The 23,320-nt window shown below is 64.3% G+C and carries 21 protein-coding genes; 8 read left to right on the top strand and 13 right to left on the bottom strand.

Features of this window, described 5'->3' with window-relative positions:
• Positions 1-33: 33 nt before the first annotated feature.
• Entirely contained in the window at positions 34-1,116 is a 1,083-nt protein-coding gene (locus ACQ5ID_RS07195) for a glycerophosphodiester phosphodiesterase family protein (protein WP_429911774.1), read from the top strand.
• Positions 1,117-1,174: 58 nt separating this feature from the next.
• The gene (locus tag ACQ5ID_RS07200) at positions 1,175-2,329 is read left to right on the top strand and encodes an FAD-dependent oxidoreductase (RefSeq protein WP_429911775.1); all 1,155 of its coding nucleotides are present in this window, start codon (positions 1,175-1,177) and stop codon (positions 2,327-2,329) included.
• Positions 2,330-2,480: 151 nt separating this feature from the next.
• On the opposite strand, the gene ACQ5ID_RS07205 is transcribed toward ACQ5ID_RS07200, so the two are convergent.
• Positions 2,481-3,770, bottom strand: coding sequence for an adenylosuccinate synthase (locus tag ACQ5ID_RS07205; protein ID WP_429911776.1), 1,290 nt, complete (start codon positions 3,768-3,770; stop codon positions 2,481-2,483).
• A 124-nt stretch (positions 3,771-3,894) separates the two neighbouring features.
• Between ACQ5ID_RS07205 and ACQ5ID_RS07210 the strand changes: the two genes are divergently transcribed.
• Complete coding sequence (locus ACQ5ID_RS07210) at positions 3,895-4,470, top strand: hypothetical protein (protein ID WP_429911777.1); 576 nt, start codon at positions 3,895-3,897, stop codon at positions 4,468-4,470.
• 20 nt (positions 4,471-4,490) lie between these two features.
• Here ACQ5ID_RS07210 and ACQ5ID_RS07215 read toward each other — a convergent pair whose 3' ends face one another.
• The 6 genes from ACQ5ID_RS07215 to ACQ5ID_RS07240 all read right to left on the bottom strand — a co-directional run bounded on the left by ACQ5ID_RS07215 (position 4,491) and on the right by ACQ5ID_RS07240 (position 8,532).
• A complete protein-coding gene (locus ACQ5ID_RS07215) occupies positions 4,491-5,054 on the bottom strand; it encodes an acyloxyacyl hydrolase (RefSeq protein WP_429911778.1) in 564 nt (187 codons plus the stop codon).
• 317 nt (positions 5,055-5,371) lie between these two features.
• Entirely contained in the window at positions 5,372-5,896 is a 525-nt protein-coding gene (locus tag ACQ5ID_RS07220) for a DUF3299 domain-containing protein (protein ID WP_429911779.1), read from the bottom strand.
• A gap of 66 nt (positions 5,897-5,962) precedes the next feature.
• Complete coding sequence (locus ACQ5ID_RS07225; protein ID WP_429911780.1) at positions 5,963-6,712, bottom strand: ZrgA family zinc uptake protein; 750 nt, start codon at positions 6,710-6,712, stop codon at positions 5,963-5,965.
• The gene (locus ACQ5ID_RS07230; RefSeq protein ID WP_429911781.1) at positions 6,709-7,587 is read right to left on the bottom strand and encodes a hypothetical protein; all 879 of its coding nucleotides are present in this window, start codon (positions 7,585-7,587) and stop codon (positions 6,709-6,711) included. The genes ACQ5ID_RS07225 and ACQ5ID_RS07230 overlap by 4 nt, the downstream gene beginning before the upstream one ends.
• A gap of 146 nt (positions 7,588-7,733) precedes the next feature.
• Entirely contained in the window at positions 7,734-8,210 is a 477-nt protein-coding gene (gene bfr, locus ACQ5ID_RS07235) for a bacterioferritin (RefSeq protein ID WP_429911782.1), read from the bottom strand.
• A gap of 121 nt (positions 8,211-8,331) precedes the next feature.
• Entirely contained in the window at positions 8,332-8,532 is a 201-nt protein-coding gene (locus ACQ5ID_RS07240) for a (2Fe-2S)-binding protein (protein WP_429911783.1), read from the bottom strand.
• 234 nt (positions 8,533-8,766) lie between these two features.
• Here ACQ5ID_RS07240 and ACQ5ID_RS07245 point away from each other — a divergent pair, with 234 nt between their 5' ends.
• Both ACQ5ID_RS07245 and gltB read left to right on the top strand, forming a co-directional pair.
• Complete coding sequence (locus tag ACQ5ID_RS07245) at positions 8,767-10,203, top strand: NAD(P)-dependent oxidoreductase (protein WP_429911784.1); 1,437 nt, start codon at positions 8,767-8,769, stop codon at positions 10,201-10,203.
• Positions 10,200-14,714 carry a glutamate synthase large subunit gene (gene gltB / locus ACQ5ID_RS07250; RefSeq protein ID WP_429911785.1) on the top strand — a complete coding sequence of 1,505 codons (4,515 nt, stop codon included), beginning with the start codon at positions 10,200-10,202 and terminating at the stop codon, positions 14,712-14,714. Before ACQ5ID_RS07245 ends, gltB begins: the two co-directional genes overlap by 4 nt.
• Before the next feature lie 128 nt (positions 14,715-14,842).
• Here gltB and ACQ5ID_RS07255 read toward each other — a convergent pair whose 3' ends face one another.
• The 3 genes from ACQ5ID_RS07255 to ACQ5ID_RS07265 all read right to left on the bottom strand — a co-directional run bounded on the left by ACQ5ID_RS07255 (position 14,843) and on the right by ACQ5ID_RS07265 (position 17,856).
• Positions 14,843-14,989, bottom strand: coding sequence for a hypothetical protein (locus ACQ5ID_RS07255; protein ID WP_188450635.1), 147 nt, complete (start codon positions 14,987-14,989; stop codon positions 14,843-14,845).
• A 150-nt stretch (positions 14,990-15,139) separates the two neighbouring features.
• Positions 15,140-16,921 carry an N-acyl-D-amino-acid deacylase family protein gene (locus ACQ5ID_RS07260; protein ID WP_429911786.1) on the bottom strand — a complete coding sequence of 594 codons (1,782 nt, stop codon included), beginning with the start codon at positions 16,919-16,921 and terminating at the stop codon, positions 15,140-15,142.
• Positions 16,918-17,856: a bile acid:sodium symporter family protein gene (locus ACQ5ID_RS07265; RefSeq protein WP_429911787.1), complete on the bottom strand. Its 939-nt coding sequence runs from the start codon at positions 17,854-17,856 to the stop codon at positions 16,918-16,920. Before ACQ5ID_RS07265 ends, ACQ5ID_RS07260 begins: the two co-directional genes overlap by 4 nt.
• Before the next feature lie 146 nt (positions 17,857-18,002).
• Between ACQ5ID_RS07265 and ACQ5ID_RS07270 the strand changes: the two genes are divergently transcribed.
• From ACQ5ID_RS07270 to ACQ5ID_RS07280, 3 genes are all read left to right on the top strand, one after another.
• Positions 18,003-19,730 carry a M28 family metallopeptidase gene (locus ACQ5ID_RS07270; RefSeq protein ID WP_429911788.1) on the top strand — a complete coding sequence of 576 codons (1,728 nt, stop codon included), beginning with the start codon at positions 18,003-18,005 and terminating at the stop codon, positions 19,728-19,730.
• 124 nt (positions 19,731-19,854) lie between these two features.
• Positions 19,855-20,808 (top strand): EamA family transporter RarD, encoded by a 954-nt coding sequence (gene rarD, locus ACQ5ID_RS07275; RefSeq protein ID WP_429911789.1) that lies wholly within the window; start codon positions 19,855-19,857, stop codon positions 20,806-20,808.
• Positions 20,809-20,811: 3 nt separating this feature from the next.
• Positions 20,812-21,780 (top strand): alpha/beta fold hydrolase, encoded by a 969-nt coding sequence (locus tag ACQ5ID_RS07280; protein WP_429911790.1) that lies wholly within the window; start codon positions 20,812-20,814, stop codon positions 21,778-21,780.
• On the opposite strand, the gene ACQ5ID_RS07285 is transcribed toward ACQ5ID_RS07280, so the two are convergent.
• Genes ACQ5ID_RS07285 through ACQ5ID_RS07295 form a run of 3 tightly spaced genes read right to left on the bottom strand, consistent with a single transcriptional unit; the run spans position 21,777 to position 23,224 of the window.
• Positions 21,777-22,100, bottom strand: a complete 324-nt coding sequence (locus ACQ5ID_RS07285) for a type II toxin-antitoxin system PemK/MazF family toxin (protein WP_429911791.1) — start codon at positions 22,098-22,100, stop codon at positions 21,777-21,779. The genes ACQ5ID_RS07280 and ACQ5ID_RS07285 overlap by 4 nt on opposite strands.
• A gap of 4 nt (positions 22,101-22,104) precedes the next feature.
• On the bottom strand, positions 22,105-22,314 hold the full coding sequence (locus tag ACQ5ID_RS07290; protein ID WP_429911792.1) for an antitoxin MazE family protein: 210 nt from the start codon (positions 22,312-22,314) through the stop codon (positions 22,105-22,107).
• A 58-nt stretch (positions 22,315-22,372) separates the two neighbouring features.
• The gene (locus tag ACQ5ID_RS07295; RefSeq protein ID WP_429911793.1) at positions 22,373-23,224 is read right to left on the bottom strand and encodes a LytTR family DNA-binding domain-containing protein; all 852 of its coding nucleotides are present in this window, start codon (positions 23,222-23,224) and stop codon (positions 22,373-22,375) included.
• Positions 23,225-23,320: the final 96 nt, after the last annotated feature.

Consider the following 23,320-nt stretch of genomic DNA (forward strand, 5'->3'; position numbering starts at 1 on the left):
CCGGCCGAAGCGGATTCAGCCTTGGGGGCCCTCATGTCATTCCTGCGCACCAGTCTTCTCCTGCCTGCCCTGCTCGTAGCGCTCGCAGCCTGCAATCCGGCAGACGAGACGCCCGCCGGGGACATGCCCCCGCCCCAGGGCGCGCCTGACGCGATTTCAGGGCAACTGGCCGAGGATGCCAGCGAGATCGGCACCTTCCCCACCCTGACGGGTGAGTTGCCCGCCATCGTCGCGCACCGGGGTGCCAGCGGATATTTCCCCGAACATACCCTGCCCGCCTTCCAGCTCGCCAATGAGCAGGGCGCGGACATTCTCGAACCCGACCTGATGGTCTCGCGCGATGGCGTGCTGATCGTGCGTCACGACCCCTACCTCTCCACCTCCACCGACGTCGCCGACCGGCCCGAGTTTGCCGACCGCCGCCGCGAGCTGATGGGCCATGAAGACTGGTGGGTGATGGACTTCACCGCGCAGGAGCTGCAATCGCTCAACGCCCGGCAGGTCTTCCCCGACCGCCCGCAGGAGCATAATGACCGCTTCCCTGTCATGACCTTTGGCGACTTCCTCGACATGGTGGAAGGGATGGAGGCGCGCTGCCGGTGTGAAATCCCGGTCGAGCCGGAGATCAAGCTGCCGGCTGAACACACCGCCATGGGGCTTGATCCGGCTCCCATCCTCATCGCGGAGCTGGAAGCGCGCGGGCTCAACACCGAAGACTCGCTGGTCATCATCCAGTCCTTCGATGCGCCGTTTCTCGAACGCCTGCGCCCGATGACGCCGCTGCCGCTGGCCATGCTGCACTATGGTGATGAGGAAGGCGGCAACATGAATGGCTACAGCCTTGAGCAGGTGGCCGAATTTGCCGATGCCATCGGCCCCTATAAGGGCCTGCTGCTGAACCCTGACGGCTCCAGCACCGGCTATCTCGAACACGCCCATGCGCTGGGTCTGGTGGTCCACACCTGGACGCACCGCGATGACCGGCCTTCCTTGCTCGCCGACGGCGATACCGATGACGAGCTGCGCGCCCTGTTCGCGCTGGGCGTGGACGGCGTGTTCACCGACTTTCCTGATACGGCGGTGCGCATCCGCGAGGAAATGCTGAACGCTGAATAGATTTTTCATCGCTCTGCGGGCAGGTTTGGCGTCTTCGACATCCTCGTGAGGCCAGCCCATGGACCGCCGCTCTGCCCTGAAACTCCTGTCTGGTGCAGGGCTTGGCCTTGCCGCCGCGCCTCTGGTCTCTGCGGGCCGTGCAGGCGCACGCACGCCCTCGCTGGACCAGCCGCCAAACTTCATCCCCGCAGACATCTCGCCGCGCCGGATCATCCGTCAGGTGGTGGGACTGCGTCCCTTCCGCGAGGCGGGCTATGTGGTGCGTGCCGAGCGCTTTGACCGGCGCAAGACGCTTGTTCACCATTACGGCCATGGCGGCGCGGGCGTGACGATGAGCTGGGGCACAGCCGCCGAGGCCGAGCGCGCGCTTCTCGAGGCCACGTCCGAGCGTTCTGTCGCCGTGCTGGGCTGCGGGGTGATCGGGCTGACGACCGCGCTTCTGCTGCGCCGCCGGGGCATGGATGTGACCATCTATGCGCAAAGCCTGCCGCCCCACACCACCTCGAATATCGCAGGCGCGGTCTGGGGGCCGTCCAGCCTCTATCGCCGCCACGCCGTAGACGAAGCCTTTGTGGCGCGCTTCGTGGATGCCGCGCGGGTCAGCCAGCGCGCCTTCCAGCACTACGCACAAGATCCGCGCTACGGCGTGTACTGGCTGCGCCAGTATGATTTCTCACTGCGCACGCCAGACGGCCCGCGCGAGCCGCAGCCGCTCGACCATCTCTATCCCGGCCTCATCCGCCATACCGACCCCGATCGCTGGTTCGGCTATCCAAGCGTGATTGAAAACCACGTGCTGATGATCGATCCGGACATATATTTGCGCGCCCTGATGGCCGATTTTGAAAACGCAGGCGGGCGCATCGTCACGGCGCACTTTGAAACGCCATCAGACGTGGCACGCCTCTCCGAGCGGGTGATCGTCAACTGCACGGGGCTGGGTGCGCGCGATCTCTTCGGGGATGACAAGCTACGGCCCATGGCAGGCCAGCTGACCATGCTGCTGCCGCAGCCGGAGCTCGATTACGCCTATAGCGCGTGGGAGGGCGGGATACTCTACATGTTCCCGCGCCGCAGCTCGGTCGTGCTCGGCGGCACGACAGACCTCGATCTGGCCGACACCCACCCCTCAGCCGATGAAACCGCCCGCCAGCTGGATGGCCATGCGCGCATCGCCCGGCGGGTTGCGGGAATTGAGCGGGTGGGGGAGTAGGTATTGTCGCCTTTCTCCCTCCGTTTACGGGGGGAGTGGCCCGAAGGGCCGAGGGGCGGATTTTGAAAAGAAAAGCTTCCCCCCTCCGTCAGCTACGCTGACACCTCCCCCGTAAACGGGGGAGGAAAGCGTCTATTCCGCGGACCGGCGCTCACCCCCTGAACGGGTCCTGCATCAGGATCACGTCCTCGCGCTCCGGGCTGGTAGAGACCATGGCGACGGGAGTTTGGATCAGCTCCTCGATACGGCGCACATATTTCACCGCCTCGGCTGGCAGATCAGCCCAGGAGCGCGCGCCTTTGGTCGAGCCGCTCCACCCTTCCATTTCCTCATAGACGGGCGTGACGCGCGCCTGATCGGCGGTAGAGGCGGGCAGGCGGTCAATGATTTTCCCGTCCAGCTCATACCCGGTGCAGACTTTAAGCGTTTCAAATCCGTCCAGCACATCCAGCTTGGTCAGCACGATGCCGTTCAGCCCGTTAATCTTGGCAGACTGGCGCACCAGCACGGCGTCAAACCAGCCGCAGCGGCGCTGGCGGGAGGTGACGGTGCCAAACTCATGGCCCTTCTCTCCGATCAGGCGGCCGGTCTCGTCAGTCAGCTCGGTCGGGAACGGGCCTTCGCCCACGCGCGTGGTGTAGGCCTTCACGATGCCCAGCACATAGCCGGTCTTGCCGGGGCCAACGCCTGTACCGGCTGCGGCCTGGCCTGAAACCGTGTTGGAGCTGGTGACGAAAGGATAGGTGCCGTGATCCACATCAAGGAAGGCACCCTGGGCGCCTTCAAAGAGGACTTTCTTGTCCTCAGCGATGGCCTCATCCAGCAGCCGCCAGACCGGCGCGGCATAGGGCAGGATTTTCGGCGCGATCTCCAGCAATGAGGCCACCAGCTCGTCAGCACAGTATTCCGCCTCGCCATAGCCACGGCGCAGCGCGTTGTGATGGTGCAAGAGGTCGGCCACACGGGCGCGCAGCCCCTTTTCGTCAGCCAGATCAATCACGCGCACGGCCCGGCGGCCGACCTTGTCCTCATAGGCAGGGCCGATGCCGCGGCGCGTGGTGCCGATCTTCATGCCGTCGTCCAGGGTTTCGCGGAAGCCATCAAGCTCGCGGTGAACGGGCAGGATGAGGGCAGCCGTCTCGGCGATCTTTACCAGATCAGGCGTAATCGCGACGCCCTGCGCGCGCACCTTCTCCACCTCGGCCAGGAAAGCCCAAGGATCGATGACAACACCATTGCCCAGAAGCGAGAGCTTGCCGCGCACGACACCGGAGGGCATCAGCGACAGCTTGTAGACCACCCCGTCCACGACCAGCGTGTGACCGGCATTATGCCCGCCCTGAAAGCGCGCCACCACATCTGCCCTGAGGGACAGCCAGTCGACAATCTTGCCCTTGCCCTCGTCACCCCACTGGGCGCCGACGACGACTACATTGGCCATGAGAGAAACTCCGCTTGATATGCGGAATGACGGCTTAAACGCCCCTTGGCACCGGGGCAAGCCCGGTTGGCCGCTGACCCTGAATCAGGTTTGCCTGCCTGCAGGCGATAAATGGGAGAGAGACATGAAGTTCCGTATCCAGACCATCAGCCCGGCACTGGCGGGCGTTGCATTGCTTGCCTCGGCGGCCAGCGCGCAATGCGATACCAGCCAGCTGGAAGAGCTTGCTTTCGTGAACGGCAGCTGGAACGCCTATGCATGGGACGGCAGCTTTGCCGGCCAGCGCTATTTCGTGCTCGACGGGGATGGCTGCGGCGCGGTGGAGCTGGCGGTTCAGGGCGAGATGTTCAGCCCGCACCGCAATCTCGGCCTCAACAGCCAGGACGGTCTGTGGATCGAGCGCGCGACCATGGATGATGCCAGCGTGGAAATGTCCGGCCCGCTTGGCGCGGACGGCGTGCTGGCCATGGAGGGCCTGCTCACCGAGGCTGATGGGCGCGAGATGCCGGTACGCGCACGCTGGGCGGCGCGCGATGACGGCACGATGATCCACAAACAGGAAATCCGCTATGGCAGCGGCCAGCCATGGAGCATTTTGCGGGCCTATACCTATGTCCGCCCCGAGGAAGACCCCAACGGGCCGGAACCCGCCATGAACGCGACGGGTCCGGAGCTTGGCGAGGACGCGTTCGGCAGCTAGGGCCTGTCCTCATAAAGGCCCTACCGCCCGAAGCGCCAGCTGATACGCGCGCCAACCTCATCAAGGCCCTGATTGCGGCCCTGGCCGAGGATCTGGCCGTTGGAGAAGTGCTCGTAATACACGCCCACAGCGACGTTTGGCGTCACCGCATAGTCCAGTCCCAGCTGGGTGTGGAAGAGCAAGCGCGAGCCCAGCAGGGCGCGCGAGCTGGCCAGGCGGATACGATCGGGATCATTGGGCGGCAATTGCGATACGTCACGCACACCGTCGTGATAGGCGACACCAAAACCGCCATCCACCGACCAGTTCTCTGAAAAATGCCCGGTCCACAGGAAGCCCGCCGCGCCCAGATTGGTGTTCCCGGCCGAATTGAACGAGCCATAGAGATAGGGGCGCGGCGACCAGACCGGTGACAGGAAGTCCGGGCTGTCAAACACGACCTGCCCGGTTATCTGCACCCCGTCCTCGATGCTGCGGGCCAGATCATGGGCGACGACGCCCAGCCGGATTTCGCTGATCTGGGCTTGCGCCATACCAGCGGAGAAAGACAAGGCCAGAAGGCCAGCAATTAACGACGTGCGCATGGGAATCCCCCGGTTGAACGGGTTCACCATATGGCGGAATGCAAGGAAGGAAAAGCGGCCTGTTGGACGCAAGGTGGGACCCGCCACGGCGCCGCGCCGGCGCTCCATCGCCCCCCTCAGTGCGATTTGTGTGCCGCGCTGGGACATCCGGGCGGATCCCGGCACACGCTTCGCAAGATTGGTGCTCACGAGGGTGCGCCTCGCCGGAGTCGGCATCTCCAGCCAGTCATGACTAGCGGCCAAGAAAGGCGGTTAATGTGCGTTAATGGGGCAATTGCGCGGCGGAACGGCAGGCTTGGCCCGTATCGACATTCAGCCTAGGGCCGGTAGGGAATTATCGCATCGAGCTCCAGCGTATAGGCCACAGCGGCCAGATCCGTGTCCTGGCGCTGCACGCGGATCACCCCTTCGGCGTAGATCGGATCCCACAGCCCGGCAACCTCCACCGGCTCGGATGTTTCCACATAGACCAGCTGGTTGGGCGGGGGCGGCGGCACGTGGATGCACGCGCCTACATAGGGAACCAGCAGGAAGCGGGTCACCCGTCCGCCGGAAAAATAGTCAAACGGCAGAATATAGCCGCCAAGCCGGACGCGCTGGCCGTCCAGCTCCTCGACCGCGGCAAAGCTCATGATCTGGGGAAACTGCTCGGCGCCGAAATGGTCAAACCCCATCTCTATCGCCTGCATCTGCTGCAGACGGGCCAGCCGCTCGCCCTCGCCTTCGGGCAGCAGGTCGGCCCAGACAATGGACCGCGCAGCATCGCCATCACCGGCACGGGCGACGCCCACCAGCAGGCTGGCGGCAAAAAAGAGGCAGATCAGAAGAGCGCGTAACACCATGGGCGGAATGTGTGCACACACTCCGCCCCCGGCAAGCACGGCTTACACGTTATAATATAACGTAGATTAGCGGATGGAGAGCGTGGCCGAGGATGCGGTGAGCGTTTCTGACGCGCTGCGCGTGCCGTCGAAAAACTGAATGTTCACGCGCTCAAGACGGTCAAATCCGTCAAACATCGCGCGGGTATCCACACGGGTAAGCCGGGTGGGCGCAGAGCACGCATAGGTCCAGGTCACAAAGCCGTCAGAATAGCGCCGTTCGTCGTCACCATGGCTGTGGCTGTGGCCATGCCCATGGTCATGCGGCGGTGTTTCGGCTTCGCTGTGATCGCCGTAATGATCGTGAGCGTGGTCGTGGTCGTGATCGTGATCGTGATCCGCCTCATCATGGTCATGCCCGTGATGATCGTGGTCATGGTCATGCGGCTCCTCGCCATCATGGTCCATATGCTCATGGTCATGGTCGTGATCACCGGAATGGGCTTCGGCAGGCGGGAAACCTTCAAGCAGTGTTTCGGTGAGGCTGCATCCGGCCTCGGCATTGAAGGCCGGGCGGACATCACCCTCAAGCGCCGCAATCGCAGCCGCCACCAGCGCATACTCGTCCGCGTTACGCGGCGCGCGTTCAAAGCCGATCAGATTATAGAGCGGGCTTTCCAGCTCCGTGACCAGCGTACCGTCCGGATTGAGCGCTACGGCCAGCTCGGCAAGCCCGTGAACATGTGTCCCGGCGTGGCGGTGCTCATGTTCCTGCGCAAGGGAAGGGGCGGTCAGGGCGGTACCGGCAAGAAGCGTGGCAAGGGCGAGGCGTTTCATGGCTGCTCTCCTGATTGGCTCACACGATGAACGTTTGTGTACCCATCGCTGTTCCGCGCCGAGGCTGGACCGCCTACGGGGCCAAAATGCGGCGCAGCGGAAATGACCAGCGCGTCATCATGGGCGTGATCGTGGTCGTGGGCGTGATGATGATGGTGATCGTGTCCGGCCCTGTGCGCCGCCGTCAGGCCGGTGGCAGCAACGATGCCCAGCACCACCATCGGAACGGCGCGGCGAAGCCCGCCTGTGCGGGCATGGACCAGAAGATGGGCGGCGGCCACATGGATCAGCACCCCGGCAGCAAGGCCCAGCAATCCGGCCACCAGCGCGGGCGACAATGCGCCTGCAAACGGCGCAGTGGCACCGGCAAAGACAAGCGTGGAAACACCCGCAGCCAGGAAGGACCAGAGCGCGGCGCGGCCATCGCTTAACCCGGCGCGCTGCAGAAGGATGAAGCATACGGCCGCATCAGCCGGTTTGTGCAGAAGCAGGCCCGCACCGGCAGCCAGGCCGGAAAAGGAATCCGAGGCAAAGGCGATCGTGTAGGTCAGCCCGTCAAAAGCGGCGTGCAAGGCAATCGCCAGCACGGGCGCGAGCGCGGCAGCGGCCTCCCGGTCCGGCGCAAACAGGCCCGCAGCCCGGCGCAAGACCAGGCCCATCACCAGACCGGCCCCGATCATCCACACCGCAATCGGGGAACCCGCCAGCGATTCCGGGATCAGGTGAAGGACGGCAATCGTCAGAAGAAGACCAGCGGAAAACGCGGCCAGCAGCGGCGAATGGGCGCGCGTAAACCCGGCAGCCACACGCATGCCGGCAAGCGTGATCAGGACCACGCCTGCGGCCAGCAGGGCAAATACGAAGGTGAGCGTCACCGAGTCCAAAACGGCTCCAGACCGGCAGTATCAGCGCCATCGGGCGCGCTGCCGTAACGTTATTCTGTAACAAGGTCTGGATTTAGCGGTTCAGCGCCGCGCTGGCAAGGCGGGGCGGGTGAAAAAGGTGTGGGCAGAGCGGGAGCCTACTCCTGATCACCCATCATGGACTGCATATAGCGGTCCTCGCCGATGCGGCCAATGAGTTCGAGCTGGGTTTCGAGGAAATCGATATGCTCTTCTTCCGATTTCAGGATCACTTCGAGCAGGTCGCGTGAGCCATAATCACGCACGTCCTCGCAATAGGCGATGGCGTCCTTGTAGATCGGGTGGGCTTTCAGCTCGGCCTTGAGATCGAGCTCCAGACATTCTTTGAGCGTCTCGCCGATCATCACCTTGCCCAGATCCTGCACATTGGGCAGGCCCTCGAGGAAGAGGATACGGTCGATGAGCATATCGGCATGCTTCATCTCGTCGATGGATTCCTCGTACTCGATCTTGGCGATTTTGTTGAAGCCCCAGTTCTTGAACATGCGGGCATGCAGGAAATACTGGTTGACCGTGGTCAGCTCCAGTTTGAGCGCCTTGTTGAGATGCTCGATAACGCCGCTATCGCCTTTCATGGCCCTCGCCTCCTGCCGGTTTGCCTGATTTGCGCACAGACTACAGGATGGAGAGCGGAGGCGAAAGCCCAAGCCCCTGATTTTGTTTGCTTTTGTTTCTAAGAGGCGTTTGCAGCGGAGCCTATTCGGCGGCGATGGCGTGCGGCATCGGCGCCATCGGCGCGAGCGATTGCTCGATCAGGCTGGCCGCCTCTTCAAAGCAGCGCCCGCAGCGCGGCTTGGCCCCGCACGCCTTGAACGCGCTGGTCACGTCCTGCGCGCCGCCTTTGGCGGCATCGCGGAACTGCGAGCATTTTAGGGCGTTGCAGATGCACACATACATGGGCGGGCGGACCTTTAATGCTGGAGAACGCGCCCTTATCGCGACGCATTCGCATTTGCATGTCTCACACCTGCGAATGATTGTCAATTACGTCGTTCAGACGCTTCATTCTCTGCGCTTGCGGAAGTGTCATCTTCATGTTGCAATGCAGCACTTGTACGGACAAAGCGAGGGCCTGTTTGACGCGCGCCGTGCAGCCGACTTCACTAGTTTCTCGCCGAGAAGGAGAGCGCCATGCTCCGTTTCACAGAGCTGGACCAGAGCTACCCTGCCAAGCGCCCCGCCAAGGAGCGGCGCGGCGATTTCGGTGAGATTTACGCCCCCTTCAACCCGAAGGCCGGAGCCGATCAGGCCGCGCGCTGCTCCCAGTGCGGTGTGCCCTTCTGCCAGTCGGGCTGCCCGCTGCATAACGATATTCCAGACTGGCTGATGCTGGCGGCGGAAGGGCGCATGGAAGAGGCGTGGGAGCGCTCCAGTGCCACCTCCACCATGCCGGAGATTTGCGGCCGCATCTGCCCGCAGGACCGTCTGTGCGAGGGGTCGTGCGTGATCGAGCAGTCCGGCCATGGCGCGGTCACTATCGGGGCGGTGGAAACCCATATCACCGAGACCGCGTGGAAAGAGGGCTGGATAAAGCCCATCCGGGTGAAGCGCGAAACCGGCTTCAGCGTCGGCGTTGTCGGGGCTGGCCCGGCGGGCCTTGCCGCGGCAGAGCGCCTGCGTGAGCAGGGCCATTCCGTCACCATCTATGACCGCCATGACCGGGCGGGCGGGCTACTGGTCTATGGCATTCCCAATTTCAAGCTGGACAAAACGGTCGTGGAACGGCGCACGCAGCGCCTCGAACAGAGCGGCGTGGCGTTTCAGCTCAATACCGAGCTTGGCAAAGATGTGAGCCTTGATGAGCTGCGCGAGCGCCATGACGCGGTGTTCCTCGCCATCGGCACCTACAAGGCGCGCGCGCTCACCTGCCCCGGCTCTGGCAGTGAGGGCCTGATCCCGGCGCTGGACTATCTCATCGCCTCCAACCGGCGCGGATTTGGCGAGACGATTGCCGATGAAGCCCGCCTGCAAGCCAAAGGCCGCAAGGTGGTCGTCATTGGCGGCGGGGATACCGCGATGGATTGTGTGCGCACGGCGATCCGTCAGGGCGCGTCTAGTGTCACCTGTCTCTACCGGCGCGACCGGGAGAACATGCCCGGCTCCATCCGCGAGGTCGCCCACGCCGAAGAAGAGGGCGTGGTATTTGAATGGCTTTCCGCGCCGCTGGCGCTCAAAGGCGACGCCACCACGCTGTCGGGCGTGCGTGTGCAACGCATGGGGCTGGGCGCGCCCGACGCGGATGGCCGCCGCCAGCCGGTCGTGCTGGAAGGCACCGAAACCGACATGGACGGTGATCTGGTCATCGCGGCGCTCGGCTATGAAGCCGAAGACATGGATACGGCCTGCGGCGGGGGTGGCCCTGTACTGACCCCGCGCGGCACGGTGCGCGTGACCGAACGCTGCCGCACCAGCATCCCCGGCGTCTATGCGGGCGGCGACATTGTGCGCGGCGCGTCTCTGGTGGTCTGGGCCATAAAGGATGGCCAGGACGCCGCCGCCACCATCCATGCCGATCTGATGGCGCGTGTCGCCGAAGAGCAGACGCGCGAGCTGGAGCCTGCCGAATGAGCGAGATCACGCAATACCTGCAAGGCCGCCAGCGCCTGATCGAGGCGGGCAGCTATGACCCGGCTTCTGAACGCGATGCGTGCGGCGTTGGCCTTATCGCCGCCATTGACGGCCAGCCGCGCCGCGAAGTGGTGGAGCTGGCGATCAAGTCGCTTAAAGCCGTCTGGCATCGCGGCGCGGTCGATGCCGATGGCAAGACCGGTGACGGGGCGGGCGTGCGTGTCGGCGTGCCGCAGGATTTCTTCAAGGAGCAGGTGGCGCGCACCGGCCATGTGCCGGGCGAAGGCCCGGTCGCCGTGGGCATGATCTTCCTGCCGCGCACCGATTTTGCCGCGCAGGAGCGCGGACGCACGATTGTCGAGACTGAAATCCTGCGTGCGGGCTTCCGGCTCTATGGCTGGCGCCAGACGCCGATTGACCCGTCCTGCCTGGGCGAAAAGGCCAACGCTACCCGGCCCGCCATCGAACAGATCCTGTTTGATGATCCGCGCGGCAAGAAGGCCCATATCCTCGACCGCCAGCTCTATATCGTGCGCCGCCGTATCGAGAAGCGCGCCCGCGAGGAGAATTTGCCGGGCTTCTATATCGCCTCGCTCTCCACGCGCGACATCATCTACAAGGGCATGTTCCTGGCCGAAGCCATTGACCGCTTCTACCCGGACCTGAAGGACGAGCGCTTCGTCTCCTCCTTCGCCATCTTCCACCAGCGCTATTCGACCAACACCTTCCCCGAATGGCGTCTCGCCCAGCCTTTCCGCATGCTCGCCCATAATGGCGAGATCAATACGCTCAAAGGCAATGTGAACTGGATGAAAAGCCATGAGATTCTCATGGCGTCCAAAGCCTTTGCCGACGCCGAAGATGTGGTCAAACCCGTTATCCAGGCAGGCTCGTCAGACTCCGCCGCCCTCGATCAGGTGTTCGAGGTGCTGGTGCGCGCCGGGCGCACCGCGCCCATGGCCAAGGCCCTCCTCATCCCCGAGGCCTGGTCGAAAAAGGCCGATATCATGCCGGCCCGCTGGCGCGGTCTCTACGAGCACTGCAATTCGGTGATGGAGCCGTGGGACGGCCCGGCAGCGCTCGCCGCCTGTGACGGGCGCTGGGCGGTGGCGGGGCTGGACCGCAATGGCCTGCGGCCCTTGCGCTGGCTGCGCACCCATGACGATCTGCTGGTGGTCGGGTCTGAAACCGGCATGACGCCCCTGCCCCAGTCACGCGTGGCGCGGCGCGGCTCCATCGAGCCGGGACGCATGGTGGCCGTCGATCTCGATGCCGGGCGCTTCTACGACGCCAATGAGATACTCGACCATCTGGCCGCCAAGCACCCCTATGACGAATGGCTGTCCAATATCCGCGATATCGAGGCGGAGGTCGGCCCCGGCCCGGAACCGGTCCTGTGGGACGAGGCGATGCGCGCGCGCCGTCAGGCCGCAGCCGGGCTTACCCTTGAAGATATCGAGATCATCCTTGCGCCCATGGCCGAGGACGGCAAGGAAGCCATCGGCAGTATGGGCGATGACAGTCCGCTCGCCGTGCTCTCCACGCGCTACCGGCCTGTCTATCACTATTTCCGGCAGAATTTCTCGCAAGTGACCAATCCGCCCATCGACCCGCTGCGCGAAGGCCGGGTGATGAGCCTGAAAACGAGATTCAAGAATCTCGGAAACATCCTCGCCAGCGACGAGACCCAGACCGATGTGTTCGTGCTGGACAGCCCGATCCTCACCAATGGCATGTATCAGCGCCTGCGCGGCGTGCTGGGCGAGGGCGTGGCCGAAATCGATTGTACCTTCGCGCTTGAAGACGCTTCCGGCGACGGCACAGGGCTTCGCGATGCGCTGGACCGTATCCGTGCCGATGCAGCCAGCGCCGTGCGGGACGGCAAGGCACAGCACCTCATCCTCACCGATGAGGCTCTGGGGCCGGAGCGCTGCGCGGTGCCGATGGCGCTGGCGGTGGGCGCGGCCCACACGCACCTGACGCGCGAGGGGCTTCGCACCCATGTCTCGCTGAATGTACGCGCCGCCGATGCGATGGACGCCCATGCCTGCGCGGTGCTGATCGGCCTCGGCGCAACTACCGTGAACCCCTATGTCGCCTTTGAGACGGTGGTGACACGCACGCTGCGCGGCCTCGGCCAGCTGACACCGGAAAAGCGCGCCTTCCAGATGAAGAAGGCGCTTGATGCAGGCCTGATGAAAATCCTCTCCAAGATGGGGATTGCGGTCATCTCCTCCTATCGCGGCGGGTGCAATTTCGAGGTTCTGGGCCTCTCGCGCGCCGTGGCCTCGGAATATCTGGGCGGGGTGACCAGCCGCATCTCGGGCGTCGGCCTTTCCGGCCTTGAACAGAAGCTCGCCGAGCTGCACCGCTGGGCGTGGGACGCCGAAGGCGCAGTGCGCCTGCCCGTCGGCGGCTTCTACCGCCAGCGTAGCTCCGGCGAGGTGCACGCGGTCGAAGCGAAAAGCGTCACCGCCCTGCAAAAGGCCGTCCGCAACGAGGATTACGCCTCCTTCCGCCAGTTCGTGGAGCTGCAGGCGGCCAAGCCGCCCATCCAGCTGCGTGATCTTCTGGATATGCGCGCGCTTGGTCCCTCGATAGACATTTCAGCCTGCGAGAGCGTCAACGAGATACGCCAGCGCTTTGTCACGCCCGGCATGAGCCTTGGCGCGCTCTCGCCTGAAGCCCATGGTGCGCTGAACGTTGCCATGAACCGCATAGGCGCCAAATCGGTCTCCGGCGAGGGCGGGGAAGACCCGGCCCGCTACAAGCCTCTGCCGAATGGCGATAATATGAACTCCGCTGTGAAGCAGATCGCGTCAGGCCGGTTCGGCGTCACCGCGCAATACCTCAATGAATGCCGCGAGATAGAGATCAAGGTCGCGCAAGGGGCAAAGCCCGGCGAGGGCGGCCAGTTGCCCGGCTTCAAGGTGACGGAGTTTATCGCGAAAATGCGCCACGCCATTCCCGGCACGACGCTGATCTCGCCCCCGCCGCACCACGATATCTACTCCATCGAGGATCTGGCCCAGCTCATCTATGACTTGAAGCAGATCAACCCGGATGCCCGCGTGGCGGTAAAGCTCGTCAGCGCGGCCGGTGTCGGCGCGGTGGCCGCAGGCGTCGCCAAGGCGCATGCCGATGTGATCCTCATCTCCGGCAATGTCGGCGGCACGGGTGCAAGCCCGCAGACCTCGATCAAGTTTGCTGGCGCGCCGCTGGAGCTCGGCCTCTCTGAAGCCCATCAGGTGCTCTCGCTCAACGGCCTGCGCGAGCGCGTCACCCTGCGCGCCGATGGCGGCATCCGCACCGGGCGCGATGTGGTGATCGCCGCCATGCTGGGCGCGGAAGAGTTCGGCATCGGTACGACCAGCCTCGTCGCGCTCGGCTGCCTGATGGTGCGCCAGTGCCACTCCAATACCTGCCCGGTCGGCGTGTGTACCCAGGATGATGAGCTGAGGAAGCGCTTTACCGGCCTTGCCGACCATGTCGTCAACCTGATGACGTTTATCGCCCGCGACGCGCGTGAAATCCTCGCCCGCCTTGGCGCGAACTCCATCGAAGACGTGATCGGGCGGGCCGACCTGCTCGATCAGGTCAGCCGCGGCGCGGAGCATCTCGATGACCTTGACCTCAACCCGCTGCTGGTGCGCGTGGATCCCCATGCCCGCCCGCCGCGCTCCACGCGTACCCAGCGCAATGCCGTCGCGCCGAGCCTCGATGAGCAGATCCTCAAAGACGCCAGCGCCGTCTTCTCGCGGGCTGAGAAGATGCAGCTCGTCTATGATGTCCGGAACACTGACCGCGCGGTCGGCACGCGAGTATCGTCCGCCATCGTGCGCAAGTTCGGCCCCGATGGGCTGAGCGATGGCCAGCTCACGCTTCATCTGAACGGCTCTGCCGGGCAATCGCTCGGCGCCTTTGCCGCCAAGGGTCTGCGTATCGAGCTGGAAGGCGATGCCAATGACTATGTCGGCAAGGGCCTCTCCGGCGCGGTGATCGTCATCCGCCCCTTTGGCGGCTGCACAGTCGAGGCACCGGGCGATGCGATCATCGGCAATACCGTGCTCTACGGGGCAAGCTCCGGCGCGCTTTATGCCGCAGGCGGCGCAGGCCAGCGCTTTGCCGTGAGAAACTCCGGGGCCACGGTCGTGGTCGAGGGCTGCGGGGCCAATGGCTGCGAGTACATGACCGGCGGCATTGCCGTGATCTTGGGCAAGGTGGGCGATAATTTCGCCGCCGGCATGACAGGCGGGGAAGCCTTCGTGCTGGACGAGGATGACCGGCTGGAGCCGCGCCTCAATGCCGAGACCGTCTTTGTCAGCGATCTGGACGGCGACGCGGAGGCGCGCTGCCGCTCCCTGATCGAAGCCCATGTCGCTGCCACCGGCTCACGCCACGGCGCGGCGATCCTGGCCGGCTGGGAACGCCGCAAGCGCGCCATCCGCCATGTCCGGCCCTTCGAGGCCGGCTATGTGGAGAGCGGCGGCGTGGCGAAAGCGAAGGCTTGACGTGCTTCGAGGCGCGCTCTTGAAAGCGCTCCTCATCTACCCTCATCCTGAGGGTAAGCGAAGCGAACGTCTCGAAGGACGAGGGTAGATTCAACCACCAAAGCCGCCCCGGCCAGCCGATGCACCCCCTAGCTCGGCTTGCGGGCCTTGGAGCGGTCCTGCGACTCCTTCATCCGGTCGATAGCCGTACGCGGCGGCGCGGCGGCCGTCACCTTCGGCTTTTCCTTCTTCGGCTTCTTGGCTTCTTTATTGCCCCGCATCTGACCTTTGGCCATGGGCATCACTCCGCCGGCTGACCCGCAAAGCTCCGGCCCATGCCGGTGCGGGCAGGGCGCGCCGGTCTGCCATCCGTCCCATTGGCGGATGGCGCGCTGATCCCTGTGGGGATCAGTCTTGCGCCTGTCCGCACGCCTTGTCGACGGGAATTACTCCGCCGCCATCGCCATTTGCTGTCCCGCGCGGATGAGGCGGCCGGGGCGTGCCTCGGTCACACGGTCGTCGCGCACCACCACCTGGCCAGAAACGATTGTGGCCCGGTAGCCGGTTGCGCCCTGCAGGAGGCGCTGACCGCCCGCAGGCAGGTCGGCCACCATGTGCGGGGCTTCGAGCTTGAGATTATCGAGATCAATCACATTGATATCGGCCTTCAGGCCCGGCTTGATCCGGCCCCGGTCATTGAGGCCCAGGAAGTCTGCAATATCGCTGGTGAGCATCTGCACGGCGCGGGGAAGCGCGATGCGTTTCCCGCGCGTGCGCTCCTGCGTCCAGTATTTCAGAAGATAGCTCGGGAAGCTCGCATCGCAGACCGTGCCGACATGCGCGCCGCCATCGGAAAGCCCGATGAGCGCCTGCGGGTGGCGCATCATGGTCAGCACATTCTCATAGCTCATCTCGGTATAGTTATAGATCGGCAGATAGATCAGCTCCTTGCCGTCGCGGGCGATGACGATGTCGTACAGTTCTTCCCACACGGAGACGCCGCGCGCACGGGCCTTCGCCGCGATGGATTGCTCGCCGGACTGCTCATAATCGGGATCATCGCTCAGCATGAAGAGCTTCTCGGCGACGAACTCCATCGCTTCGAGCATCACATCGGCGATCGGCGGCACGGACGAGCCTTCAACCGACACCTTGTCGGGCTTCTCGGAGAGGATCTGTGTTTTCACAGCCGGATCTTTCATCCGCGCGACCCGTTCCTCCAGCGGCAGATGGGCGATGGCTTTATAGGAGGGGTGGCCCATGAAGGGATGGAAGGTGCATTGCAGGCCCAGGAACACGCCGATGGCGCGCGGGGCGACCTGCACGCGCATATCAACGCCTTCCGCGTTCAGTTTCTCAACGCCTTTGAGAATGTCGCGCCACTGATTGGGGGCGAGATCACGCTGCATGAGGGAGATGGAGGCCGGGCGTCCGCCGCCCGCCTTCACATATTTCTCCACCACTTCCCACTCCTTGGGAAAGGCTTCCTCCGAGCGTTGCAGGTCAAAATCGGAGACCGCCTGCAATACGCCATGGGTGAGGCCGTGGAACGCTTCGGCTATGCCGGTTAGCTCCTTTGCGGTGGCTTCAGAGGCAGGCGTCCACTCACCATCTGCCGTACGGTGCAGGTCAGAACGCCCCGTCGAGAAGCCGATAGCGCCCGCCTCCAGCGCCTCGCGCACCAGCTTGCGCATTCTGGCGATGTCCTCGTCAGAAGCTTGCGCATCAAAGCTGGCCCGCTCATCCATCACATAGACGCGTAAGGGATCGTGCGTAATCATGGCGGCGATATCGATGGTGCGCGCCATGGCGTCCAGCGCATCGAGATAATCGGGAAAGCTCTCCCAGTTCCATTTCAGGCCCTCGTGAAGCGCGGTGCCGGGAATATCCTCCACCCCCTCCATCAGGCGCACCAGCCGGTCATGGTCGGACGGGCGCACCGGCGCAAAGCCAACCCCGCAATTGCCGACAATGGCCGTGGTGATGCCATGATTGATGGACGGCTCCATGCGGTCATCCCAGGTCGCCTGCCCGTCATAATGGGTGTGGATGTCGATAAAGCCCGGCGTCACGATGCAGCCCGCCGCGTCTATCGTCTCACGCGCCTCGCCAAGGCCGCTGCCGACCGCGCTGATACGGCCATTATCGATGGCGATATCGGCCTTGACCGGCTCGGCTCCCGATCCGTCATAAACGAGGCCGTTCACGATTTTCAGCTGATGGGTCATGGCGTTCCTCCGGCGAGCTTTTTCTGCCGCAAATGGTCGGTCAGACGGAAGCCATAGGCAAGCCCCACGCCCGAAATCAGATGCCACACACCCCAGACGGCGATAATGGCCGCCGCGCCGCCCAACCCGCCAAGCGCGCCCAGCAGGATGACAAGGCCAAGCCCGGAATTCTGGATACCGACCTCTATCGTCATGGCGCGCCGCCCGCGCGCATCAAAGCGCAGCGCCCATCCGGCCGCATAGCCCAGCAGCAGCGCCATGGCGTTGTGCACGATGACGGTCGGCAGGATGGCAATAGCCCCCATCAGCAACAGATCGGCATTGCCCGCAAGGCTGCCAAGAATGATGAGGACCAGGATCACCATGGCCAGCATCGACATGAAGGGCCGCAGCCGCCGGGCAAGCCCTGCATGCCGGGACGCCAGATACATGCCCGCAGCCAGCGGCACGGCAAGGATCACCATGGTCTGCAGGACAAACGGCACGGCATCGACCTCCAGCGCGTCCATCAGCGCGCGCGTGGGGCCGTAAAGCCCGCTCCAGAAAAGGATGGAGACCGGCGTGGCCAGCGCCGCCATAAGGCTCGACGTTGCCGTCAGCGACACTGACAGCGCGGTGTCGCCCCGCCCCAGATGGGTAAAGAAGTTCGACATGTTCCCGCCCGGGCAGCACGCCACCACGATCATGCCGAGCGCTATCGAGGGCTGGGGCTGCAGCACCATGACCAGAGCCAGCGTCGCCATCGGCAGCAGCAGGATCTGCGTCAGGGCAGCCCCGCCAAAACGCACCGGCGCGCGTATCACCTGAACGAAATCATCCACCCGCAGCGACAGCGCCACCGTAAACATGATGACGGCAAGACTGACGGGAAGAACGCTCTGGAAGACAGGGCCGAGGCTGAGCTGGACCGCATCAAGGCTGGCAGGGTCGGTCATCGGGGGCTCGCGGCGGCGAAGGACGAAGCCGCCACCTTGGACGGACACGAGCCCCGCTGTCGAGTGGTGCGCATACGGGCTTTGACCTTTGCGCCGGACAGGGCATGCTGGCCAAAAATCGGCTAAACCCTTGGGAGGGCGTTATAATGTTACGTTTTTGGACCCTGACAGCCGCCGCTGCTCTGCTGGCTGCCTGCGGCGAACCGGCTGCCAATGAGCCGGCCGCCCCGGCAGAGGCACCCGCACCGGAATCATCTGCCGATGAGGCCGGCAATGGCGGCGAGTGGCCGCCTGTCGGTGAGACCAGCGCCGAGATCACGGCGGACGATCTGCATTTTCGCATCTCGGTTCTCGCCGATGATCGCTTTGAAGGCCGCGCTCCGGGCACTGAAAGCGGTGAACGCTCCGCCCAGTGGATCGCAGACGAGCTGGCGCGGGTTGGCGTCCAGCCTGCCGGAACCGAGGGCTGGTACCAGCCTGTGCCGCTGATCGAAGCGACGCTCGACGAAGAGCGCTCCACTCTCGACATATCCATAAACGGGGAGCCGATGGGCCTCGGCATGCGCCGGGATGCCGTCTACTGGACGGAGAACCCGGAAGAACATGTCTCCATAGCCGATACGGAGCTGGTCTTTGTCGGCTATGGCGTCGTCGCGCCCGAATATGGCTGGAACGACTATGACGGCATTGATGTCGAGGGCAAGACGGTGGTCATCCTCGTTAATGATCCCGGCTATGCCGATCCCGATGCCGGCCGCTTCAATGGCGAGGCGATGACCTATTACGGCCGCTGGACCTACAAGTATGAGGAGGCTGGCCGTCAGGGCGCAGCCGGGGCGATCATCGTCCACCAGACCGAGCCGGCGAGCTATGGCTGGGATGTCGTCGCGTCTTCCTGGTCGGGTCCGCAGTTCACGCTCGACATGCCGCCCTCTGATCTGGTGCCGGTGCAGGGCTGGGTGCAGCTGGACGTCGCGCGGCGCCTGTTTGAAGCGACTGGCCAGGATTTTGACGCGCTGGCAGAGGCGGCCGCCGAGCCCGGCTTCACCCCGGTCGCGCTGGAGGGCGCCACGATGAGCGCCGAGCTGCACACCGATCTGCGCCGCCTGACATCGAACAATGTCGTCGGCGTGATCGAGGGATCGGAAGCGCCGGATGAATATGTGCTTCTGATGGCGCACTGGGACCATCTCGGCGTGCGGCTGAACTTTGCCGCTGACAACGATATCTATAATGGCGCGGTGGATAACGCGACCGGCACCGCCGCCATCATGGAAATGGCCGAAGCCTTCGCGCGCGGCGAGCAACCCCGCCGCTCGGTGCTGTTTGTCGCTGTAACGGCGGAAGAGCAGGGCCTCTTGGGTTCAGCCTGGTTCGGGGCCAACCCGACCGTGCCGCTCAATTCCATCGTGGCGGGCCTCAATATTGATGGCGAGTTGCCCGTTGGCCGCACCGAGGATGTAGTGGTGGTCGGTTATGGCGCGTCGCAGATCGAGGACATTCTGCGCGAGGAGGCCGAGGCACGCGGGCGCTATCTGACGCCCGATCCCAACCCGGAGGCGGGCTATTTCTACCGCTCTGACCATGTGAGCCTGGCGCGCGTCGGCGTACCCATGCTCTATGCCGGCGGCGGTTCGGTGCATATCGAACATGGCCGGGAGTTCGTGGAGCGGGCAGCCCTCGCCTACCGGATGAACCGCTATCACCAGCCCGCCGACGAGTATAATCCGGGCTGGGATCTGTCCGGCCTCGAGGAGGACGCGCGCCTGCTCTACACGGTGGCGCGCCGGATCGCCGATAGCGATGAATGGCCCAACTGGTATGAAGGCAACGAATTCCGCAGCCTTCGCGATGCCATGATGGAAAGCCGCTAGGTCCACCACAACGCGTGTCGTGCAACCGGCCCCGCCCCTCCGGGCGGGGCCTTTGCATGTCCAGCTGCATTTAACGCAAGAAACAGAATGACTTTGGGGCACTGGCAGGAGTAAGAGCCGGGCCATGGCCACACCTGCCGACCCATCCGCCGCCCCTGTAGCCCCACCAGCGCCCGGGAGCGGGCGGCTGGATGCAGGCCGGGCAGGCATGGCAGCCCTCTCCGCCTATGTGATCTGGGGCCTGTCAGCGGCCTTCTACAAATTTCTCGATTTTGCCAGCGCCACCGAGATCGTGCTGCACCGGGCCATCTGGTCGGTGCCGCTGCTGGCACTGCTGGTCTGGATGGCAGGGCGCGCGCCCTCGGCCTGGCGGCTGATACTCGACCGGCGCGCCATGGCGACCCTGCTCCTCAGCGCCATTCTCATCGCCTCCAACTGGTGGGTCTTTGTCTGGGCGATCAATGCCGACCGGGTGCTCGACGTGTCGCTGGGCTATTTCATCAACCCGCTGATGAATGTGGCGGTCGGTGTGTTCATCGCGGGCGAGCGCTTCGGACGGCTGCGGATGATCGCAGTGGGCCTTGCCGTGATCGGCGTGATCAACCAGATCGTGGCTGTAGGCGAAGTCCCGTGGATCGGGCTGTTCCTGGCCGCCTCCTTCACCGCCTATGGCTATATCAGGAAAACCATCGCAACCGATGGCCGGGTGGGCCTGTTCTGGGAAACGCTGATTATCTCCCTGCCCTCACTGGTCGCTCTGTTCTTCCTTGAGGCATCCGGTAATGGCGGCAGCTTCCTTGAAAGCCCGTGGCAGGCCATCCTCCTGATCCTCACTGGCCCGATGACCGTTGCGCCTTTGCTGCTCTTCATCATCGGGGCAAGGGGGCTGCACTTTGCCACGATCGGCCTTTTGCAGTTTGTCGCCCCCACCCTGCAATTCGCGGTGGCGATTGTCTGGGGCGAGATTTTCACCTTCGCCCACGCGATAACCTTCGCCTTTATCTGGGCGGGGCTGGCCGTCTTCACCTTCGATCTTCTAAGCTCGCGAAAACGCGCCCTCAAACAACCGCAGAGCTGATCCATGTCCCATCCGCCCATGCCGCCCGCCCGCCGTGTCAATGCGGGCGAGGTTACGCTCTCCGTTCACGAGGCAGGGCCTGCCGATGGCCTGCCGGTCCTGCTGCTGCATGGCTGGCCGGAACTGGCGCTCTCCTGGGCGGCGCAGATCGAGGCGCTGGCGAACGCAGGCTACCGCGTCATCGCGCCGGATAATCGCGGCTTTGGTGCCTCCGATGCTCCCCACGAGGTAAGCGCCTACCATGTCGACCGGCTGACCGGGGATATTGCGGGTCTGCTCGATGCGCTGGGCATCGAAAAAGCGGTCATCGTCGGTCATGACTGGGGCGGCATCCTCATGTGGCACGCAGCCTGCCTGATCCCGGAGCGCTTTCTGGGCGCCGTGGGCGTGAACACGCCCCACCTGCCGCGTGGCTCCAAACCGCCCACAGACGTCTTCCGCGATATGGGCGGGGAGGAGCACTATATCGTGCGCTTCCAGGACGAGGCGGCGGACGGGATTTTCAAAGGCCGGGAAGCCGACTTCTTCGATTTCGTCTTCGGTGCCTCCTTTCCGTCCGCTGATATCGAGAAACTGCCGCCCTCTGTCACCCATCTGCCCAAGCGGTTCGAGCGCTTCATCGAACGCGGCGGGCTGAAATCGGAAGACGATGTGGTGGTGCCAAAAGACGCGCGCGCCGAGTATACGCGCATTTATGCAGAGACAGGCTTCAGGGGCGGGATCAACTGGTACCGCAATTTCGACGCGAACTGGCAGCGCCTGGGCGGTGTCGATCACCGGCTCTCCATGCCCTGCCTGATGATCTCTGCCGAATGCGATTACATGCTGCCACCCAAGCTCACGGCCTGGATGCCAGCCCTGTGCAAGGATCTGGAGATGCATGTCATCCCCGATATCGGCCACTGGACCCAGTACGAGGCACCGGACGCGCTCAACGCCCATCTGATCGACTGGCTGAAGCGGCGCTTTTAGGCGAAACCGAGAAACACCGCGAGCGACCTGTTCACGCTCAATAGCGCGTCGGAATCGGCCTTGCCGATGATTTTGCCGACGCGCTCGCGGCGCACACTCATCACCTTGTCCACCATGATCTGCGAACGGGCGCGCAGCCCGTTCTCCTCCGACGGTTCCAGCGTGATCCGCAATAGAGGCGCCTCCACCAGCGTCGAAGAGATGAGCGCGATGGTAGCGGTGGAGGTCTGCGCGAAATAATCGGCCTGCAACACAAGCGCCAGGCGTGGCTTGGAGAAGCCGCCGGGCATGGCGACGGTGACGATATCGCCGCGTTTCACCGCCCTAGTGCTCGTCCAGATCGGCAAGCGCCGCGTCAGCAAAGGCCGTCAGTCCGGTATCGGCGCGGTCGGCCTCTGCGGTGCGTGCGGCCTGTTCACGGCAGGCGTCTTCAAAGCCCGGCTGGCGGGTATCAGGCACCCATATCTGCAAGGGGCGCAGGCCCGCTGCCCGCAGGGACTCGCGATGTTTACTGACCCGTTCATTGACGCCCATGACGCCCTCCAAGTGTTACATGTAACACAGATTGCGTCTGACGGCAAAGAATGGAGGGTTAGCCCCCGCTCAGACCCGCCCGGTAGCGGCGGCTGACAGGTATGCGCGCACCGCTGGAAAGCACGGCAATCGCGTCCCCGCTCTCGCCGGGGATGATTTCGCGCACGGCGGGGCGGGCGACGAGGCGGGAGCGATGCACCCGCACAGGATCGGCCCCGGCCTCCTTCAGCAGCGTCTCCAGCCCGCCCAGCGTGATGCGCGCCAGATGGGAGCCGGTGGGGGTGGCGACCTCGACATAATTGCCTGCCGCTTCCGCCGAGATGATCTCAGCGGCAGGCAGGCGCAGCTCGCGCCCGCCGCATTTGAGAACGATCAGCGCCTCGTCCTTGGCCCGCGCATGGCCCTCAGCCAGTTCCAGCCGGTAATCCTCGATCCGCCGGGCCAGGCGCAGCACCAGCACCAGCGTCGCATAGGCGAGGAAATCCTTGCGCGCCTCATAGATGAAATCGCGCACCAGAAGATCGAAATACGAATAGCTCCCCCCGATGACGAACGGCCACAGCCATTCGCGCAGCAGCATCATCCCCCAGACATGGGCGGTGGTGAAGGCGAGCGCGGCGATGAGGTGCAAGGGCAGGGCGACCCGCCAGCCCAGCGCCAGCGGAATACGCCGGTCGAGCGCAATCACCGCCGGTACCAGCGCCAGCAGCACGACAAGGCTCGTCAGCTCCAACAGCCAGGCTTGCGCCGGGTTGAAGGCGGTCGCGCCGCGCGCCAGCTCGCTATTGATCGACAGCGCATTCACCGTCACCGAGGCGCTGGCAAAGGCAGCGAAGATCAGCCCGGCCTGAAGACCGGCCCGGCGTTCGGCGCGGCGCTGTGGATCAAGGGCGGTATTGTGTGCCGTCATGGCGCGAAGCATGGCGGCACATGGCGATTCCGGCAATGCCGCCTGTCCCCGATCAGGCGCCGCCCGCCCCTGCACTGCATACCGCCATCACGCGAG

The organism is Glycocaulis sp., from assembly GCF_050485565.1.
GTDB lineage: Bacteria > Pseudomonadota > Alphaproteobacteria > Caulobacterales > Maricaulaceae > Glycocaulis.

Coding starts and splice junctions, on each gene's coding strand:
- ACQ5ID_RS07195 (WP_429911774.1), top strand. CDS start 34: ATGTCATTCCTGCGCACCAGTCTTCTCCTGCCTGCCCTGCTCGTAGCG.
- ACQ5ID_RS07200 (WP_429911775.1), top strand. CDS start 1,175: ATGGACCGCCGCTCTGCCCTGAAACTCCTGTCTGGTGCAGGGCTTGGC.
- ACQ5ID_RS07205 (WP_429911776.1), bottom strand. CDS start 3,770: ATGGCCAATGTAGTCGTCGTCGGCGCCCAGTGGGGTGACGAGGGCAAG.
- ACQ5ID_RS07210 (WP_429911777.1), top strand. CDS start 3,895: ATGAAGTTCCGTATCCAGACCATCAGCCCGGCACTGGCGGGCGTTGCA.
- ACQ5ID_RS07215 (WP_429911778.1), bottom strand. CDS start 5,054: ATGCGCACGTCGTTAATTGCTGGCCTTCTGGCCTTGTCTTTCTCCGCT.
- ACQ5ID_RS07220 (WP_429911779.1), bottom strand. CDS start 5,896: ATGGTGTTACGCGCTCTTCTGATCTGCCTCTTTTTTGCCGCCAGCCTG.
- ACQ5ID_RS07225 (WP_429911780.1), bottom strand. CDS start 6,712: ATGAAACGCCTCGCCCTTGCCACGCTTCTTGCCGGTACCGCCCTGACC.
- bfr (WP_429911782.1), bottom strand. CDS start 8,210: ATGAAAGGCGATAGCGGCGTTATCGAGCATCTCAACAAGGCGCTCAAA.
- ACQ5ID_RS07240 (WP_429911783.1), bottom strand. CDS start 8,532: ATGTATGTGTGCATCTGCAACGCCCTAAAATGCTCGCAGTTCCGCGAT.
- ACQ5ID_RS07245 (WP_429911784.1), top strand. CDS start 8,767: ATGCTCCGTTTCACAGAGCTGGACCAGAGCTACCCTGCCAAGCGCCCC.
- gltB (WP_429911785.1), top strand. CDS start 10,200: ATGAGCGAGATCACGCAATACCTGCAAGGCCGCCAGCGCCTGATCGAG.
- ACQ5ID_RS07255 (WP_188450635.1), bottom strand. CDS start 14,989: ATGGCCAAAGGTCAGATGCGGGGCAATAAAGAAGCCAAGAAGCCGAAG.
- ACQ5ID_RS07260 (WP_429911786.1), bottom strand. CDS start 16,921: ATGACCCATCAGCTGAAAATCGTGAACGGCCTCGTTTATGACGGATCG.
- ACQ5ID_RS07265 (WP_429911787.1), bottom strand. CDS start 17,856: ATGACCGACCCTGCCAGCCTTGATGCGGTCCAGCTCAGCCTCGGCCCT.
- ACQ5ID_RS07270 (WP_429911788.1), top strand. CDS start 18,003: ATGTTACGTTTTTGGACCCTGACAGCCGCCGCTGCTCTGCTGGCTGCC.
- rarD (WP_429911789.1), top strand. CDS start 19,855: ATGGCCACACCTGCCGACCCATCCGCCGCCCCTGTAGCCCCACCAGCG.
- ACQ5ID_RS07280 (WP_429911790.1), top strand. CDS start 20,812: ATGTCCCATCCGCCCATGCCGCCCGCCCGCCGTGTCAATGCGGGCGAG.
- ACQ5ID_RS07290 (WP_429911792.1), bottom strand. CDS start 22,314: ATGGGCGTCAATGAACGGGTCAGTAAACATCGCGAGTCCCTGCGGGCA.
- ACQ5ID_RS07295 (WP_429911793.1), bottom strand. CDS start 23,224: ATGACGGCACACAATACCGCCCTTGATCCACAGCGCCGCGCCGAACGC.